Source organism: Rhizobium sp. BR 315, from assembly GCF_050577975.1.
In the GTDB taxonomy this organism is placed as follows: Bacteria; Pseudomonadota; Alphaproteobacteria; order Rhizobiales; family Rhizobiaceae; genus Rhizobium; species Rhizobium miluonense.
This window is the reverse complement of the sequence record NZ_JARWKZ010000003.1, coordinates 196623-211843: the sequence shown is the minus strand read 5'-3', so window position 1 is coordinate 211843 and position 15221 is coordinate 196623. Positions and strand designations below refer to the sequence as shown.

The 15221-nt window shown below is 60.1% G+C and carries 19 protein-coding genes; 11 read left to right on the top strand and 8 right to left on the bottom strand.

Annotated elements, in window-relative coordinates:
- Window positions 1–122: 122 nt before the first annotated feature.
- On the top strand, window positions 123–341 hold the full coding sequence (locus tag QD409_RS05330) for a hypothetical protein (protein ID WP_430762059.1): 219 nt from the start codon (window positions 123–125) through the stop codon (window positions 339–341).
- An 11-nt stretch (window positions 342–352) separates the two neighbouring features.
- Here QD409_RS05330 and QD409_RS05325 read toward each other — a convergent pair whose 3' ends face one another.
- A complete protein-coding gene (locus tag QD409_RS05325) occupies window positions 353–1012 on the bottom strand; it encodes an FMN-dependent NADH-azoreductase (RefSeq protein ID WP_430762058.1) in 660 nt (219 codons plus the stop codon).
- 115 nt (window positions 1013–1127) lie between these two features.
- Here QD409_RS05325 and QD409_RS05320 point away from each other — a divergent pair, with 115 nt between their 5' ends.
- Window positions 1128–2042 carry a LysR substrate-binding domain-containing protein gene (locus QD409_RS05320; protein ID WP_430762057.1) on the top strand — a complete coding sequence of 305 codons (915 nt, stop codon included), beginning with the start codon at window positions 1128–1130 and terminating at the stop codon, window positions 2040–2042.
- Window positions 2043–2644: 602 nt separating this feature from the next.
- Here QD409_RS05320 and QD409_RS05315 read toward each other — a convergent pair.
- Window positions 2645–3010 (bottom strand): VOC family protein, encoded by a 366-nt coding sequence (locus QD409_RS05315; protein WP_430762056.1) that lies wholly within the window; start codon window positions 3008–3010, stop codon window positions 2645–2647.
- 81 nt (window positions 3011–3091) lie between these two features.
- On the opposite strand from QD409_RS05315, the gene QD409_RS05310 reads away from it, so the two are divergent.
- A complete protein-coding gene (locus tag QD409_RS05310) occupies window positions 3092–3739 on the top strand; it encodes a TetR/AcrR family transcriptional regulator (protein WP_430762055.1) in 648 nt (215 codons plus the stop codon).
- 439 nt (window positions 3740–4178) lie between these two features.
- Here the strand turns inward: QD409_RS05310 and QD409_RS05305 are convergent, their stop codons facing one another.
- Complete coding sequence (locus QD409_RS05305) at window positions 4179–5117, bottom strand: LysR substrate-binding domain-containing protein (protein WP_430762054.1); 939 nt, start codon at window positions 5115–5117, stop codon at window positions 4179–4181.
- Window positions 5118–5255: 138 nt separating this feature from the next.
- Between QD409_RS05305 and QD409_RS05300 the strand changes: the two genes are divergently transcribed.
- The 3 genes from QD409_RS05300 (at window position 5256) to QD409_RS05290 (ending at window position 6835) form a co-directional block, all read left to right on the top strand.
- The gene (locus QD409_RS05300) at window positions 5256–5597 is read left to right on the top strand and encodes a hypothetical protein (RefSeq protein WP_430762053.1); all 342 of its coding nucleotides are present in this window, start codon (window positions 5256–5258) and stop codon (window positions 5595–5597) included.
- Between the two features lie 47 nt (window positions 5598–5644).
- Window positions 5645–6148, top strand: a complete 504-nt coding sequence (locus QD409_RS05295; protein ID WP_430762052.1) for a hypothetical protein — start codon at window positions 5645–5647, stop codon at window positions 6146–6148.
- Between the two features lie 135 nt (window positions 6149–6283).
- On the top strand, window positions 6284–6835 hold the full coding sequence (locus tag QD409_RS05290; protein ID WP_430762051.1) for a GNAT family N-acetyltransferase: 552 nt from the start codon (window positions 6284–6286) through the stop codon (window positions 6833–6835).
- A gap of 36 nt (window positions 6836–6871) precedes the next feature.
- On the opposite strand, the gene QD409_RS05285 is transcribed toward QD409_RS05290, so the two are convergent.
- Window positions 6872–7435 carry a methylated-DNA--[protein]-cysteine S-methyltransferase gene (locus tag QD409_RS05285; RefSeq protein ID WP_430762050.1) on the bottom strand — a complete coding sequence of 188 codons (564 nt, stop codon included), beginning with the start codon at window positions 7433–7435 and terminating at the stop codon, window positions 6872–6874.
- A gap of 13 nt (window positions 7436–7448) precedes the next feature.
- On the opposite strand from QD409_RS05285, the gene QD409_RS05280 reads away from it, so the two are divergent.
- Window positions 7449–8012, top strand: coding sequence for a hypothetical protein (locus QD409_RS05280; RefSeq protein ID WP_430762049.1), 564 nt, complete (start codon window positions 7449–7451; stop codon window positions 8010–8012).
- Entirely contained in the window at window positions 7939–8562 is a 624-nt protein-coding gene (locus QD409_RS05275; RefSeq protein ID WP_430762048.1) for a 2'-5' RNA ligase family protein, read from the top strand. Before QD409_RS05280 ends, QD409_RS05275 begins: the two co-directional genes overlap by 74 nt.
- A 9-nt stretch (window positions 8563–8571) precedes the next feature.
- Here the strand turns inward: QD409_RS05275 and QD409_RS05270 are convergent, their stop codons facing one another.
- Together QD409_RS05270 and QD409_RS05265 are read right to left on the bottom strand one after the other, a co-directional pair.
- The gene (locus QD409_RS05270) at window positions 8572–10212 is read right to left on the bottom strand and encodes a SulP family inorganic anion transporter (RefSeq protein ID WP_430762047.1); all 1641 of its coding nucleotides are present in this window, start codon (window positions 10210–10212) and stop codon (window positions 8572–8574) included.
- A gap of 89 nt (window positions 10213–10301) precedes the next feature.
- On the bottom strand, window positions 10302–11216 hold the full coding sequence (locus tag QD409_RS05265; protein ID WP_430762046.1) for a LysR family transcriptional regulator: 915 nt from the start codon (window positions 11214–11216) through the stop codon (window positions 10302–10304).
- A gap of 58 nt (window positions 11217–11274) precedes the next feature.
- Here QD409_RS05265 and QD409_RS05260 point away from each other — a divergent pair, with 58 nt between their 5' ends.
- Entirely contained in the window at window positions 11275–12249 is a 975-nt protein-coding gene (locus tag QD409_RS05260) for a quinone oxidoreductase family protein (protein WP_430762045.1), read from the top strand.
- A gap of 81 nt (window positions 12250–12330) precedes the next feature.
- Here the strand turns inward: QD409_RS05260 and QD409_RS05255 are convergent, their stop codons facing one another.
- Window positions 12331–12501, bottom strand: coding sequence for a hypothetical protein (locus tag QD409_RS05255; protein WP_430762044.1), 171 nt, complete (start codon window positions 12499–12501; stop codon window positions 12331–12333).
- Between the two features lie 12 nt (window positions 12502–12513).
- On the opposite strand from QD409_RS05255, the gene QD409_RS05250 reads away from it, so the two are divergent.
- Complete coding sequence (locus QD409_RS05250) at window positions 12514–13695, top strand: MFS transporter (protein ID WP_430762043.1); 1182 nt, start codon at window positions 12514–12516, stop codon at window positions 13693–13695.
- A 95-nt stretch (window positions 13696–13790) separates the two neighbouring features.
- A complete protein-coding gene (locus QD409_RS05245) occupies window positions 13791–14852 on the top strand; it encodes a M14 family zinc carboxypeptidase (protein WP_430762042.1) in 1062 nt (353 codons plus the stop codon).
- A 109-nt stretch (window positions 14853–14961) separates the two neighbouring features.
- Here QD409_RS05245 and QD409_RS05240 read toward each other — a convergent pair whose 3' ends face one another.
- Entirely contained in the window at window positions 14962–15114 is a 153-nt protein-coding gene (locus tag QD409_RS05240) for a hypothetical protein (RefSeq protein WP_430762041.1), read from the bottom strand.
- Window positions 15115–15221 lie beyond the last annotated feature (107 nt).

Genomic DNA, 15221 nt, shown 5'->3' with positions numbered 1-15221 from the left:
CGAAACGACGATTCTGTACGATCTAACACACTGAAATAGATAAATTTTCCTTCCGCGATCTGTCGCCGTCTATCGGGGGCACTGCTCCTGATCGGCGGATCGGCTGACGGTATGGGGGGATATTGTACAAGGCCGAAATCACGATTACCGCCACGGTCAGCAGAGATCGTGACGGTATTTCGATGGAGGTTGTCGTGCTCACGGATGCGGCACTCAAGGCGCTCAAGCCTGAGGAGAAGCCCTATAAGGTCACGGACCGTGCGCATTCATTCGCAATAGAATTCCTGAGGTGGTCTGTTGCGGTTAGCGGCCATCGTCAGACAGATTGTCTTTTCACCTAGCGGTGCGCAAGCTACTGTGAGAATGCTGCAGCGAGGGAGACTACGAGCTCCTTCACCTGCGTCGCCGCGAGATCGCGAGACCGGGCGTGCCGTTCGTCGCCAAATTCCTGATACTCAACGGCGACAGTTTCGATCGCGTCCTGGGCAACGCCTAAATAGCGCGCGCATGTCGCGATGTGGGGGTCCAGATGATTCCAGCCGCCTCGTAAGCCCTCCGCGGCAAAGCCGAACTCGCCGCGTGCGCTCAATACGACAAGTCTCTTGCCCGACAGAACGGGCTCTAACGGCCAGTCACCGCGACTCAGATCGAATGAAAATGTCCGCCCCACGCGCACGACCTGATCGAACCATGCCTTGAGAGCGCTGGGCATGCCGTAATTGTACATTGGCGTCCCGAAGACGAGGATATCCGCCGCCGACAGCTCGTCAATCGCAGCATCCGACCATGAAAGCCTGTCGCGCATGGCCATGTCTCGCTGTTCTGTGGGAGTGAACGCCGCAGCGATCCATTCCTCGGTTACATGCGGTGGAGGATCGATTGCCAAGTCTCGGCGGATGACTTGGTCATCCGGTCTTGCGGCAAGCCATGTGTCGATGAAGGTTTGCGAGAGGGTACGGCTGATGGAACGGCTGCGGCGCGCACTCGCGTCGAGGTGTAAGATTGAAGGCATGAGTTTATATCATCCATGTTGGCTACAACCAACTATGCCTGCCTTTCAAATGGCTCACAAAGTCGAATACATCACGTTAGAGATGAGTTATACTCATCCTTAAAAGGTGAGATGAATGACAGGTCGACTACCGCCATTGAGCGCGCTTCGCGCCTTTGAAGCTGCGGCACGCCACAGCAGTTTCAAGCGCGCCGCCGCGGAGCTTGGCGTCACTCCGACGGCAATCAGTCATCACATTCGGTTGCTGGAGGCGGATGTCGGCAAGCAATTGTTCTTGCGCCAGGCGAGGACCGTCACATTGACGGCTGATGGCGACAATCTTTTCCGGCCGTTGACCGAAGCCTTCAGGTCCATGGGGGAAGCTGTAGCCGCCGTGCGACGGCGTCCGGCCCGTAAAATTGCGACGCTGTCCGCCACGTCAGCATTTACAGCGCGGCTGCTTCTACCGCACGTTTCAGCGTTCCGCGATCTCAATGAAGGCTGGGATCTTCGCCTGCTCGCGAGCGACGAGCCCGTTAATTTGGAGGCTCGCGAAGCTGATGCCGCCATCCGATACGGCGCGGAATCCTCCTCGGAGCTCACATCGCTTCCTCTCTTGGCGGACCAATATGCGCCGGTGTGCAGCCCAAAGCTGGATCTGCGGAGACCGGAAGACCTTGCGCGAGCATCGCTCATTCATTTTGACTGGCGGTTCGCGTCGAAGAAGCGGACGTTGCCGACATGGCGGCTGTGGGTTGCGCGCGCAGGGGTAAGCTCAATAGACCCCGAGAGCGGGATCGCTTTCAACGACGAAAGCGCAGCGATTCAAGCCACCGTTGCGGGACAAGGCGTCGGCTTGTTGAGCTTGACGCTCGTCGAGGCAGAGTTAGCCTCGGGCGCTCTCGTGCAGCCATTCGGACCTTCCCTCGACGGCCGACGTTATGATCTGGTTTTTCCAACCCACGCCGAATCCACGCCTGCCGTGGTCGCCTTGCATCGTTGGCTCGTCAGCAGCCTGGCACTGAGAGCTTCAGCGGCTCTAACCCGGTAAGGCGCACCGCCAGGTGATCATGGTGATGAACCGACCCCAGCCAGGTGGTCCAGAAACGGGGTGCAGCTCACCGTTATTGAGGCAGGCAGCCGAAGTTCATCGACGCAATAGCATTGCGGCCCCTGACACCAAAAGCTTTGCCATGAACCGTAAGGGGTAGCCTCGATAGCTGGGTAGGTCATTCGGAAGAATGACGTCTTCGGGCTTGAACTTTGTGCAGATTCGCATCTGCAAGGGTGGCAGATCTCCCCGGAACCGGGCTCTGTATGCCGAAACCCAGAACGGGCCCTTGTCGAAACTCATGAACATTGCCGAATTGCAGCAGGTTGCGACAACTCTGTTGGTGACCGAGTTCTCCTTGAGCTTGTAGTTTTTTAGGAGTGCGCTCCCATTCGAGCATTCGATGCGGTCTTTTCGGTAGAGGATATAGGCTGTCCCACCATCAGGATCACGTACGAGGCCTGCATCGGGCAATTCCTCGATTTGTCGCGAGCCCCTCTGACAATCGTCGCAGTAACAGATGTTGCTGACTATAGGCGCGCCGAACAGTTTGAGTTCGACACTGCCACATGAACAAGACGCGGTCATGTGAGGAGTGGGCATCATCGGTTGCCGATCATGATGCGGTTGCCTTCACTGTCCCGAAATTCCGCAACCGTGCGTCCCGGTTGCCAGGGCGCCCTTTGTGGCTCTGACACGATCTCGACACCTCGCGATTTGAGTCTCTTGACGGTGGCTTCGACATCGTCGTCCACAAAGACAAGGACGGGCTCGGTGGAAGGGGCCTCATCCCCGCGTCTGAGGAAGTGCAACGTCGTTTCCGCGCCACCGAACCGGAGTTCGATCCACCTCCAGCCATCCTTGCCCATGGGCTGATCGGCGGCCACCTGGCAGTCGAAGGTATCTGTGTAAAATGCCTTGGCTCGATCTTGGTCGAACACCGGAAGCTCGGCAAACTGGACGTACACGGTTAATGCTCCTGTTGGATCTGCACTTGAATTAAACTAGACCGTCCAGTACTATGAGTCAACAGATGGGAGGACAAGCTTATGACCACGGCGTCTTCGGCAATTGCTTCGGAAGGGCTCAAACAGTCAGCGCGGAAGCGGCAAGCCATCCTCAATGCAGCCACAGAGGTGTTTCTGCACAAAGGCTACCTGGCCACCAACATGGACGAGATCGCGGCGCTTGCAGCAGTATCGAAACAGACCGTCTACAAGAACTTTCCAAGCAAGGAGACGTTGTTCGTAGAGATCGTGAGTAGCGTGACCAACCAAGCTAGCGACGGCGTCCACAATGAAACGCCTGATCTAGCTGAGGGCGAAGACGTTGCCGATTATCTCCGGCGCTATGCGAACCGACAGCTTGCCATCGTGCTGACGCCGCGCGTGATGCAACTGCGGCGTCTGGTCATTGGCGAGGTCGACCGCTTCCCTGAATTGGCGAAGGCTCTCTTTGACGGCGGACCCAAACGGGCAATGGCGGCGTTCGCTGCGACGCTCGAACGCCTGGCCGATCGCGGTTTGTTGACGATTGATGACCCAGGCGTTGCAGCTTCGCAATTCAATTGGTTAATCATGGGCGAACCGTTGAACCGTGCCATGCTCTTGGGCGACGATGCTATTCCGAAACCGGCGGAGCTTCGACATCATGTCGCAGCCGGAGTGCGCACGTTCCTCGCGTCATGCGGCAAGTGAAGCATATTGCAGGATGAGCGGATGATGCTGACGGTAGTTTCCCGTCACGTCGGTAGGAGCCATTCCGGCGATGGATACGAGAAATCGTGCGGTCGACGCCGATAGTCCCCGAAAGCGAGGGTTTTCCCCGAACGGAAAATTCCCCTTTAGAATCAAAAGGCCCGGACAACGAACGGTTCGGTTGACGGGAGTCCCTGGGGTAGAGAAAATTCTTACGCAAGAAAATCAACAGATTGCCGTCGATGAGAACCATCGAGCGGGAGTGATCGGACGTGCCGCGGAGTAAAAAGGGGATACCACAGCGTACGACAGGCCATGTGGTATGATCGATAGCAGCCGATCGATTTTGCATCGGGATATGCGAGCCCGAGTGATCTCGATCCATTGCGGTCGGCGCGGCCCGGAACGGGGCATCTTCACGCCGAAAGCACGTCCATCATCACTGTGAATTTGGGCCTTGTTGGCTGTGTCCGAGATGGCTCTTGGCGTGATCGATGAAGGCGCGCAGTTTCGGCATCATTTGCCGGTAGCCGGGATAGTAGAGAAATACGCCGGGCGCCATGGGTGCAAACGGTTCCAGCATAGGTATGAGTTTCCCCGCCTTCACCGCATCGGCAGCGATCGGCTCGGGCACTTGCGCAAGACCCACTCCCTCGACGGCCGCCCTCAGCACCGTGGGAATGTCGTTGGCGATGAGAGGTCCCGAAACGACGACTTCGACTGCCTCTTTGCTGCTGACGAAGGACCACGGCGCGATCGACCCGTTCGAGCGGCGCAGGCGCAGGCAAGCATGCCCGCGCAGATCGTCGATGACTTCCGGACGCGGTCGCCGGCGCAGATAATCGGGGCTGCCGACCACGGCCAGCGGCAGTGACGGCGTTAAACGCACCGCAATCATATCGGCTTCGATGAACTGGCCGAGCCGGATGCCGGCGTCAAATCCTTCGGCGGCAATATCGACCAAATCCGCGCTTGCGGCGATCTCCACCTCGACGTCGGGATAGGCTTGGCAGAAGGATGCGATCAGCGGCTCGAGCAGGATCGGCACGACCGATGGCGGCACCGTGAGACGCAGCAGCCCGGCGGGCCGCTGCCCAAGGTCACGCGCGACTTCGCTTGCGGCGACAAGCTCCTCGAAAGCGGGTTTTGCGCGTGCGTGAAATCGTTCGCCGGCTTCGCTAAGGCTGACGCTGCGTGTGGTGCGAATGAAAAGCGCGGAGCCGACGCGCGCCTCAAGTGTGCGCACGGCTTGGCTGATCGCCGATGGCGTCACCCCGAGTTCCGCGGCCGCTTTGCGAAAGCTGCGATGCTGCGCGACGCTCAGGAACGCCTCCACGCCATCCAGCGCACCTTGCCTGATTGTGAAGTTCCGCTTCATAGCTCGACAACATTATAGCGAATAGTCCATCGCGGGAAGCGGCCATATATTTGAGTTGTCAATCAGGACGTCGCCGAAACGAGACCGTGAAGACGATCTGTAGCCTCTTCCTGGCCCACTCTCACAGGAGCTGCTTCCATGAGCCATCCAACCCCTGCCCAGGCACAGGCCGTCTCGCCCGCAACCACCGGGGTAATGATCATCCTTACCGTGAAGGCGGGCGTCACACGCGAACAAGTCATGACCGTCATGCCCGCTGAAATCCAGCAGACGGTACTGCTCTATCTCAGCGGGAAGATTCGAGAATGGTATTCGCGAGGCGACGGGCGCGGAGCCATCTTCCTGCTGGATTCCAGGGATGTCGCCGAGGCGCAGGCAATCATGGAAGATCTGCCCTTAGCCAGGCAAAATCTCATGGACCACGAATACATCACAATCGGCCCGCTTTTGCCGCTCCGCTTGCTCATGGCCAATCCCTGAGCATCTTCAGATATCGAAACATATCTACAACATAAAGGAATCCGAGCATGCCACCGGACTTCAGTCTTCCATTCGTTCTCAGCGTTGCCGGCGCCTTCTTGACAAGTTCGGTGGTGGCTTACGTCTATGTCTGGCCAGCGGTTCGTGAAATGCCGCGTTATGAGGCGCTGAGACTTCTCGCGGCTTTCCACGCGTTCAGGTTCCTGGGGATGAACTTTCTGGTATCCGGATTCGTATCTTCGGAGTTGATTTCAGATTTCGCCTATCAGGTCGGATGGGGTGATCTCATCGCAGCCGTCCTCGCGCTTGCTTCAATGGCCGCACTTTCTTGGCGGTGGCCGATCGCGGTTCCGATTGTCTGGATATTCAATATCTGGGGAACCATGGATCTTCTGAACGCCTATTACATGGGCATAACGAGGATCGGAAATCCCGGCCTCCTTGGCGCCGGCATTTATATACCTGCGCTTTACGTGCCATTGCTGCTCGTCAACCATGGTCTCGCCTTCAGAATTCTATGGCGGAAGAGAGCATTGGAACAAGCGGCATGACGCGGCGTCAGGATCGCGATCCAGCCGCTTCACCTTGCGGGATTTCGTGTATGAATAAAAATAACCGAAAGGGCGCGAAGTCTAGATGGACGCCTGCAGCAGATTTCCCGGCGCCAGACCCAAAAAGTGACCTTCATGGAACCGACGCTCTCGCCGCCGCGACTGGAAACCGAACGGCTTATCCTGACGGGGCACACGGTCGATGACTTCGAACCGCTCGCCGGCATGTGGAGCGACCCCCTGGTCGTGAAGCATATTTTCGGCAATGTCGTCTCTACCTCCAGGGAGTCATGGATGCGGATGCTGTCCTATCGTGGGCTTTGGCCGCTTCTCGGGCACGGCTACTGGGCAGTCCGCGAGAAGTCTTCCGGTCGCTATGCCGGCGATCTCGGCTTTGCCGATTTTCATCGTGTCATGGAGCCACCGATCAAGGGCATTCCGGAGGCCGGATGGGCATTGGCGGCTTGGGCGCACGGCAAGGGTTTTGCTACGGAAGCTCTGGCCGCGGCCACCGCCTGGCTCGACGAACAGCCGCGATATGACCGGAGCGTCTGCCTGATCTCGCCCGATAATCCGGCATCGATCCGTGTCGCCGAAAAGGCGGGCTATCGCGATCCGAAGCCGATCCGCTTGAACGACAAGGATACGCTGTTGTTTTCGCGCGCGTGCCGGGCAACGGAAAAATAGAGCGAGCGGACGAAACCCCTCGCCCGGCTCGATCGCCTAGAACGCCAGCGACTGCTGGACGGGCTTCGGTAGGGCCAACTGGACGCCCTCCAGCTCGAGCATATGCGCTTTGGCATTGGAACCACCGGGTGCGGAAAAGCCGCCGATCTTGCCGCCTGCTGCCAGAACGCGATGGCAGGGGATGATCAGTGCCACCGGGTTCTTCGCCATGGCCTGCCCGACATCGCGGGCGGCTTCCGGCCCCGCGCCAAGCTGCTTGGCCAGGGTTCCATAGGTGGTGGTGCGGCCCCAGCCGACCTGCCGGGCGGCATCGTAGATCTGCTTGAAGAACGCATCCTGTTCATCGAGATCGAGCGTGACGCCCGAGAAGTCGATTTCCTCGCCTGCGAAATAACGCTTCACCTTGGAGACGACGTCAGCGACGTCCGGCGTCGGCGTGCCGGCTTGTGCGTTCGACAGGCGACGCAGAAGCAGACGCTCGGTCGCTGCTGCATCCTTCGTCGGCAATTGAAAGCGAATGACACCGATATCGCTCCACGCGATGCCGCAGAAGCCGCCGGCGGTTTCGAAGATCAGGTAATTCTGCCTTGTCTCATTCATGACGAACGCTCCCGTGTTTCCACTTGTCATGAAAATCGTCCTCGAGAGCGTCGAATTCAACCCGTTTCTTGCGAAGATCGAGAATTGCCACCGTTTTGACGACACCGGAGCGATGCTGAGACAACCGCAAACACGGATATCAATATCCACCGCCGGTCGGAGGGGCATTCTGCGTCATGCCACCGCCGGAATTGCGCTCGCCGGAGGTGGTGCAAGACGCAAGAGCAAAGCCGATAAGAGCGAGAAAGAGCACCGCAAAGACAGATCTGATGAACATGGCTGTCATTCCTTGTTGGTGAGAGTGGGCTCGAAAGCCCGAACCTGGAATGAACAGGCCAAGCAGGTATTTTATTCGATCGCTTTTCTAAATGAGATTCACGGGGCGAAGAGCCCCATCGACTTCAAATGTTCTTGTTTTGTTCTTGATTTAGCAATTGCTTCATCCTATCATCTTGCGGTCGAAAAACAGGAGGAGGCAAGGCGGCACAGCTTTGAGCTATCCCATGAAGAACAATGGGCAACTCTCGCTCAATCTCGGAGGCGGATCGCGCAGCCGAACACCGCCGCTCCGGGATAAGCAACCCGTTAACGGACTCTATTTTGCGATCCTGCCCGATCCGCAGATTGCCGCGCGGAGTTTGGAGCTTGCTGGGATCTTTCACCGCCAATACGGCTTTTCAACAAGGCCGCGGCGTAAGGATCTATTCCATATCACGCTCTATCAAATGAAGATCGATCCGGCCCGCGACTTGCCCGAAGACGTAGCATTTGCGGCAATGGAGGCCGCTTCGATGATTAGACGACAGTCGTTTCAGGTCTCGTTCGATCGGGCTGTGAGCTTTGGCAATACTGACAACCGGCCCCTTGTCTTATGGAATAAAGATGGAAACACGGAGCTGAAAGCGCTCCATCGCGAACTGGATGAAGCCATCGAGCTTACAGGCTTCAAGAGAGGCCGTGAAAAGCAGGTCGAGCCGCACATGACCCTGCTTTATCAAGGGCACCTCATTCCAGATATCTTGCTTGAAGAACCCGTTTCGTGGACCGCAAGAGATTTCGTGCTGATCAATAGTTTGTACGGCAAAGCAACGCACGATCACCTTTGCTATTGGACGCTTCGCGACTGAACGCCTCGCTCAAGCCTTCGGCTGGTTGCCGTCCGCCATCACCGCCGCCACAGCGTCATCGACGCTGAAGCTGCAGCGGCTGGTGGTGTCGGCAACGCCGGCGAGGGCCATGAGATCGCGGACGCGGTCATGCACGCGGGCGAACTGGACGCGCAGACCGGTGCGTTGCATGGCCCTGTCGAATTCCATCAAGGCGTCCATGGCGGTGCTGTCGATATCGGAGCTCTCTTCCAGGCTGAGAATGATGGCCCGCAATCCGGCTTCGCTTCGGCTGCCCGACATTATCTCACTGAAGATCGTGTCGGCATTGCCGAAAAACAGGGTTTCGCCGGGGCGCCAGATGGCAATGCCCGGCATCTCGGACGCATCGCCATGGCGGCTGACATCAACGAAATTGTGGCTGTCGCCAAGCCGCCCAAGGCGGGCGACATAGGGCGATGCCAAACGATGCATCATGGCGGCGAGCGAGAGGGCGATCGCCAGCAGCATGCCGTTGAGCACGCCGAGCGCCAGCACGCCGACAGCAGCACCCAGCGCCACGTAGAAATCGCGATGCAGGCGGCGCAGGCGCAGGATCGGGCTGGGATCGAGCGCATGGGTAAGGGCTGCGATGACAACGGCTGCCAGCACCGGCTCCGGCAGAAGTGCCACCAGTGGCCCGGCACAGGCAATCAGGATCGCAAGGCCGATGGCGGCGAACACGGTGGTTGCCCGCGTCTTCGCGCCGGCCGCCTCGCTGGCGAAGCCGGCGGAAAAGCCCGCGCCGACCGGCATGCCCTGGACAAGGGCGCTGGCAATATTGGCAGCCCCGAGCGCGCCGAGCTCGCGATTGACCTTCAGCGTCTCGCCATAGCGCAACGCCAAGGCCCGCATCGTGCCCCAGGATTCGGCAAAGAGGATGAGCACCAGAGGCACGGTAAACTGCACCAGCCGCGAATAGGCCGTCCAGTCGGCATCCGGCAGCGACGGCCATTGCGGCAGGATTTTTATGCTGCCGACCAACTTGACGCCATGAGCCTCGAGGCCGAACAGGTAAGATGCGAGGATGCCGGCAACCAGCACGAGGAAGGCACCGGGAAGACTCGGCACGCGCTTGAGCAGCAGCAACGCCGCCAATGCCACGATGCCGACGGCGACGCTGATCGGGTTCCATTGCAGAACCGCGCCGAACAATGCGGCCGCGTAGGTCAAGATATTCGAGCCTTGCACCGGCACGCCCACCAGGATCGGCAGCTGATGCAGGATGATGGTAATCGCCAGCCCCAGCGCGAAGCCGCGGAGCACGGGCCGCGAGATGAAGCCGGTGATGCCGCCGAGGCGCAGCACGCCGGCGACAACGAAAAGAATGCCGGCGAGCGCCACCGCGACCGTCGCCAGCCCGGCCTTGATTGTGGCATCGCCCGGCACCACTGCCAGCGTTGCGGCGAGAATGGCTGCAGACGACGAAGTCGGTGAGATGATGGCGAAGCGGCTGCGGCCGAATATGGCATAGACGAGACATCCGGCAATGCCGGCAAGGATGGCCCGATGCGGCGGCAGCCCGGCAATGCCGGCGTAAGCGACCGCTTCCGGCAGCATCAGGCCGGCAACCGATATGCCCGCGACCAGATCTGCCTTGTCCACCACGAACCAACTGCTCAGCTTCGTCATCGATCACCGACCATAAGGAGGCTCATCCATCTATGGATAGAGATTCGCCACCAAGCTGCAACAAGAAAATAAGCCCTGAAAACCGCGCCTTAAGAGGCGGTATCCGCACCGTCGCGCAAGGGGCAGCTTCGGCCGATGATCTCGGTAACGAAATCCATCACTGCGCGGATGGCCGGCGAGCGGCGCAGATCCGGATAGGTCACGAGCCAAAGGTCGCGCGTGGGGGACGGGATCGCCACCGGCAGGCGTGACAGCCCCGCCTCGCCATCGCCCAGAAAGGCCGGAAGCGCCACGACGCCAAGACCGGCGCGTGCGGCCTCGAGCTGACCGAAGACATCGGTGGCGCGGAACACGATCGGCCGTCCCTCCAACAGGCTGCGCAGCCAGGTCTGCTGCGTCAGATGCTCCATCGCCGCATCATAGCCGATGAAGGCCCAATCCTTCTCGGGCATCTGCGCCACAGTCGGGATGGCATAAAGGCCGAAGCGCATGACGCCGATACGGCGCACCAATAGATCGCTCTCCTCCGGCCGCGTCATACGCACGGCGATATCGGCCTCACCGTAATTAAGCGCAGCACGGCGAGTGACGCCTGCAATGGTCAGGGTGATATCCGGGTGCTCCGCGCGGAAGAGGGTCGCCTTCGGAGCGAGAAGATGGGCAGCGATCGATGGCGGCGCGCTGATTTTGACCGCGGCAGAAAGCCCGGCGACGGCACTTTTCGAATAGCGTCTGATCGCCTCGACGTTTTCTTCCATGCCGGCCACCAGTTCGGCGATGGCGCGGCCATCGACCGTCAGCGGCGAGGTGCGCGGCCGCCGGTCGATCAGCCGCAAATCCAGGGACCGTTCCAATGAGGCAATGCGGCGTCCGACCGTTGCGTGGTCGACGCCAAGCTCCCGAGCTGCTGCCGAGAGCGAACCCGTTCGTGCCAGGGCGGCGAAATGAAGGAGGTCCTGCCAGTCGATCATCGGTGCATTATTGCACAGATATGGTGAGTTCATACCGAATTTATTCAAGTCGGGGTTTATGGTCAAAGATCTCCCGAAAGGAGACTTCAGCATGCCCCTAGCGATTACCACTACCGGCCCAGGCGGACCCGAGGCTATGAAAGCCGTCGATGTCCCCGCCACCGAACCAGGCCCCGGCCAAGCCCGGATCCGCCAAAGCATCTCGGGCGTCAATTTCGTCGACATATATATTCGTTCCGGCCTCTACCCGCTGCCGCCGGGCCAGAGCGTGCTTGGCTTCGAGGGTGCCGGCGTCATCGAGGCTCTCGGCCCCGGTGTCGGCGAGCTGAAGGTCGGCGACCGTGTTGCCTATGTTGGCCATCCGCTCGGCAGCTATGCGGAGGTGCGCACGCTATCGGCGGCACGGCTGGTGAAATTGCCCGATGGCGTCAGCGAGCGGGTGGCCGGCAGCACGATGCTGCGCGGGCTTACGGCTCATATGGTGCTGCAAAAGGTCTATCCGCTGAAATCAGGCGAATGGGTTCTGGTGCACGCGGCAGCCGGCGGCGTCGGCCAGCTTGTCACGCGCCTTGCAAAGCGCCTCGGCGCCAACGTCATCGCCACGGTCGGATCCGAAGCCAAGGCCGGTTTCGCCTATGAGGCCGGTGCGGACATCGTTCTCCTGCACACATCCGAAGACTGGGTGGAGGAAACCCGCCGCATCGCCGATCGTCGCGGCGTACATCTTGCTGTCGATGGGATCGGTGGAACGATGCTGTCGCAGACGCTCGCCGCCGTACGTCCCTTCGGCATGGTCGCCAGCCTCGGCCAGGCGGCCGGTCCCATTCCACCGATCGAAATCGAGGAATTGACCGCACCCCGCGCCATCGGGCTCTCGCGCCCGAGCGTACTGACCTATGCCAACGATCCCGAGCTCTATCGGCAGGGGACAACGGCCCTGATGGAGCACCTGCAGGCCGGACTGATCAATCCGATCGGCGCCGAGTACGAGCTCAAGGACGCTGCTCGAGCGCATGCGGACCTCGAAGCCGGACGCACGACGGCCAGCGTCGTCTTGACGATGTAAACCTCATGCGAGCGGGGCCATCCGCCGGCTCCGCTCGCACCGCGGGATTTTCAAAGCCGCACGCACATAATCATCATGTCGTCAATGGATTTTGCTGCAAAGCAGCAATTCATTGACCCCGCCTGCTTTTGCCTGATACGCGTTGTCCATGGCGGCGCGCGGCCATTCGGCCATCGCTGCCATCTCTATCCGATACGAAATCTCGATCCTTCGTGGCAAAAAGTTTTGGGCATCGCTCTTGCCGGTGTCCACAGGCGATATCCCGTGAACACAGCCTCCCAGACCATCAGGTTCAACTCGACCCTGGCCCTCGTTTCCATCGTCGCACTGACATTCTTCGGCTACATCGCCATCGGCCTTCCGCTTGCGGTATTGCCGACCTACGTCGACAGCGGCCTCGGCTTCGGTGTCGTCTGGGCGGGCATCGCCGTCAGCACGCAATATGTGGCAACGATCATCAGCCGCGCGCATGTGGGTCGTCTCTGTGATCAGTATGGGCCGCGCCGCTCTGTCCTTCTCGGTTTCCTTGCCTATGGACTTTCGGGCATTCTGACGATCGCCTCCACCTTTACGGTCCAAGTCCCGACGGCAAGCCTTGCCCTCCTTCTTGCGGGACGGCTGGCGCTCGGGATCGGCGAAAGCTGGGTCAGCACCGCGGCGATCACCTGGGCGATCGGCCTGATGGGATCGCGCGAGACTGTGCGGATCATTTCCTGGAACGGCATCGCCACTTACGGCGGCATCGCGCTCGCCGCTCCCTTCGGTGCCTGGCTGCAGGGGCAATATGGCTTCCTTTCCATAGGCGTAGTCACGGTACTCCTCGCCATCGCCGGGCTGATGCTGGCGCAAAGCCGGCCGCCCGTGCCGGGCGTGAAGGAAAAGGGTATCGGCACCGGCCAGGTGCTAAGCCGTGTCGCGCCTTTCGGCGTCGCACTCGCTCTCGCCTCCAGTGGTTTCGGCGTGGTCATGGCCTTTGTCGCCCTTTTCTTCCATAGCCGCGGCTGGGTGGGCGCCTCCTTCGCGCTCAGCGCCTTCGGTCTTGCCTTCATGGGCGTTCGTCTCGGCCTTGCGCAGGCCGTTGCCCGGTTCGGCGGCCTGCCGCTGGTACGCATTTCACTCGTCGTCGAGGTGATCGGCCTCGCCGCACTCGCGCTTGCGCCCTCGCCGACGATCGCTATCATCGGCGCAGCCCTTGCCGGCGCCGGTTTCGCGCCTGTCTTCCCGGCGCTCGGCAACGAGGCCATGGAACGCATCCCGCCGCAGAACCGCGGCGTCGCACTTGGGCTCTATTCGATCTTTCTCGATGTCTCGCTCGGCGCAACGGGCCCGATTGCCGGCATCGCCGCCGATCATCTCGGCTATGCCGCCCCTTTCTCACTCGGGGTCGGCGCAGTGCTACTCAGCCTCTTGCTCAGTCTCGGCTTGCGCAGACATCGCGGCTCCTGACCAACGGCCTCATGCGGCGACACAGCCGCAACGGTTGCCGAAGACTGCGATGGCTTGATATGGCTCTCCGATCATAATCAGGAGGAGGCCCTTACATGGATATCACCGAAATCGTCATCGAGGGCGATACTGCGGGCATTGCATGGCGCCTGCCGATTCTGCGCTTCGCCGGGAAAAAAGCCGATGCACCGAAGATCTATATCCAGGCCGCTCTGCATGCCGGCGAACTGCCAGGAACTGCGCTGGTTCATTTCCTCTGCGAGCGACTGCGACAGGCGGAAGCGGAGAGCGCCATCCTTAGCGATATCATCGTGGTGCCGCATGCCAATCCGATCGGTGCTGCGCAATCGCACTTCGGCGAGATGCAGGGTCGCTTCGACCTGGGATCACGCACCAACTTCAATCGCGACTTCCCATTGATCTCGCTACGCGACCGGGATCTCCTGATCGAGAACCTCGAACGCTATCCCGCCGTCGACCGGCTGAAGCGTCAGCTGATCCATATGGCGCTCGGCGCAGATCTGGTGATCGATCTCCATTGCGACGATGAATCCCTGCAATATGCCTATATCGACGAGGCATTCTGGCCCGAGGCCTCGGATCTTGCTGCTGCCCTGAAGATGGATGCCGTGCTGCTTTCTGACGGCGAAAGCTCGGCTTTCGAGGAGGCGGTCAGCTTCGCCTGGAAATACGAAGTGCCGGGCGAAAAGAAGGCAAGACTGCCGGGCAAGCTATCCGTGACGGTCGAATTGCGGGGCACCCGCGATGTCTATCCCGAAATGGCCAAGCAAGATGCGGAAGGGCTCTGGCGCTTCCTGGCTGTGCGCGGCGGAGTACGTGACGACGGCGTTCATCTCGCCGCCTTCGCCGGGCCGGCGGTGCCACTCGACAATGTCGAGATGATCCGCGCTCCCCAGGCCGGCACGGTGCTTTTCCATCGCAATATCGGCGAACGTGTCGTGGAAGGGGAGCGGCTGGCGACGATTATCACCGCACCCGGCATGCCGGATGGGACCATCGAGGTTCGCGCGCCGCAAGACGGCCTCATCGTCACCCGCGTCTCGGACCGACTGGTGCGCCGGCGCGGCGATCTGATGAAGATCGGTTCCGACAAGCCAAGTTCCGTCGTCCGCAAACCGGGCACGCTGGAAAACTAACTTGCCTTTGGAGCAATTCCAGGAAAAGTGCGCAGCGGTTTTCCGTCCGGAATTGCGTGAAAACAAAGAGCTGGATCGGTTCAGCGCTCCAGCGAAAAGCTGAACCGATCTAACGGCGATCGATCATCCTGCAGCGCAGGGTGAAGGCGATCGCCGCCGCCTCCCGGAGAAGAGTGCCGAGGCGACGGATATGATCCGGCGCACCGGCAAGTGCCGCGCGCCGTCTGCCCCTTAGCCAGGCAAGAATTGAGCGATTTCCCATCACGATCATGCCTCAGATCTAATTGATGCAGGCGATGTTCAGAGCATCAAAGGAAGCAGGTTACGTGCCCTTAGATATATGCATGCATAGTGCATATATCTAAGGGC

Coding starts and splice junctions, on each gene's coding strand:
- QD409_RS05265 (WP_430762046.1), bottom strand. CDS start 11,216: ATGAACTCACCATATCTGTGCAATAATGCACCGATGATCGACTGGCAG.
- QD409_RS05270 (WP_430762047.1), bottom strand. CDS start 10,212: ATGACGAAGCTGAGCAGTTGGTTCGTGGTGGACAAGGCAGATCTGGTC.
- QD409_RS05295 (WP_430762052.1), top strand. CDS start 5,645: ATGCCACCGGACTTCAGTCTTCCATTCGTTCTCAGCGTTGCCGGCGCC.
- QD409_RS05305 (WP_430762054.1), bottom strand. CDS start 5,117: ATGAAGCGGAACTTCACAATCAGGCAAGGTGCGCTGGATGGCGTGGAG.
- QD409_RS05260 (WP_430762045.1), top strand. CDS start 11,275: ATGCCCCTAGCGATTACCACTACCGGCCCAGGCGGACCCGAGGCTATG.
- QD409_RS05320 (WP_430762057.1), top strand. CDS start 1,128: ATGACAGGTCGACTACCGCCATTGAGCGCGCTTCGCGCCTTTGAAGCT.
- QD409_RS05325 (WP_430762058.1), bottom strand. CDS start 1,012: ATGCCTTCAATCTTACACCTCGACGCGAGTGCGCGCCGCAGCCGTTCC.
- QD409_RS05275 (WP_430762048.1), top strand. CDS start 7,939: ATGAAGAACAATGGGCAACTCTCGCTCAATCTCGGAGGCGGATCGCGC.
- QD409_RS05245 (WP_430762042.1), top strand. CDS start 13,791: ATGGATATCACCGAAATCGTCATCGAGGGCGATACTGCGGGCATTGCA.
- QD409_RS05310 (WP_430762055.1), top strand. CDS start 3,092: ATGACCACGGCGTCTTCGGCAATTGCTTCGGAAGGGCTCAAACAGTCA.
- QD409_RS05240 (WP_430762041.1), bottom strand. CDS start 15,114: ATGGGAAATCGCTCAATTCTTGCCTGGCTAAGGGGCAGACGGCGCGCG.
- QD409_RS05285 (WP_430762050.1), bottom strand. CDS start 7,435: ATGAATGAGACAAGGCAGAATTACCTGATCTTCGAAACCGCCGGCGGC.
- QD409_RS05300 (WP_430762053.1), top strand. CDS start 5,256: ATGAGCCATCCAACCCCTGCCCAGGCACAGGCCGTCTCGCCCGCAACC.
- QD409_RS05290 (WP_430762051.1), top strand. CDS start 6,284: ATGGAACCGACGCTCTCGCCGCCGCGACTGGAAACCGAACGGCTTATC.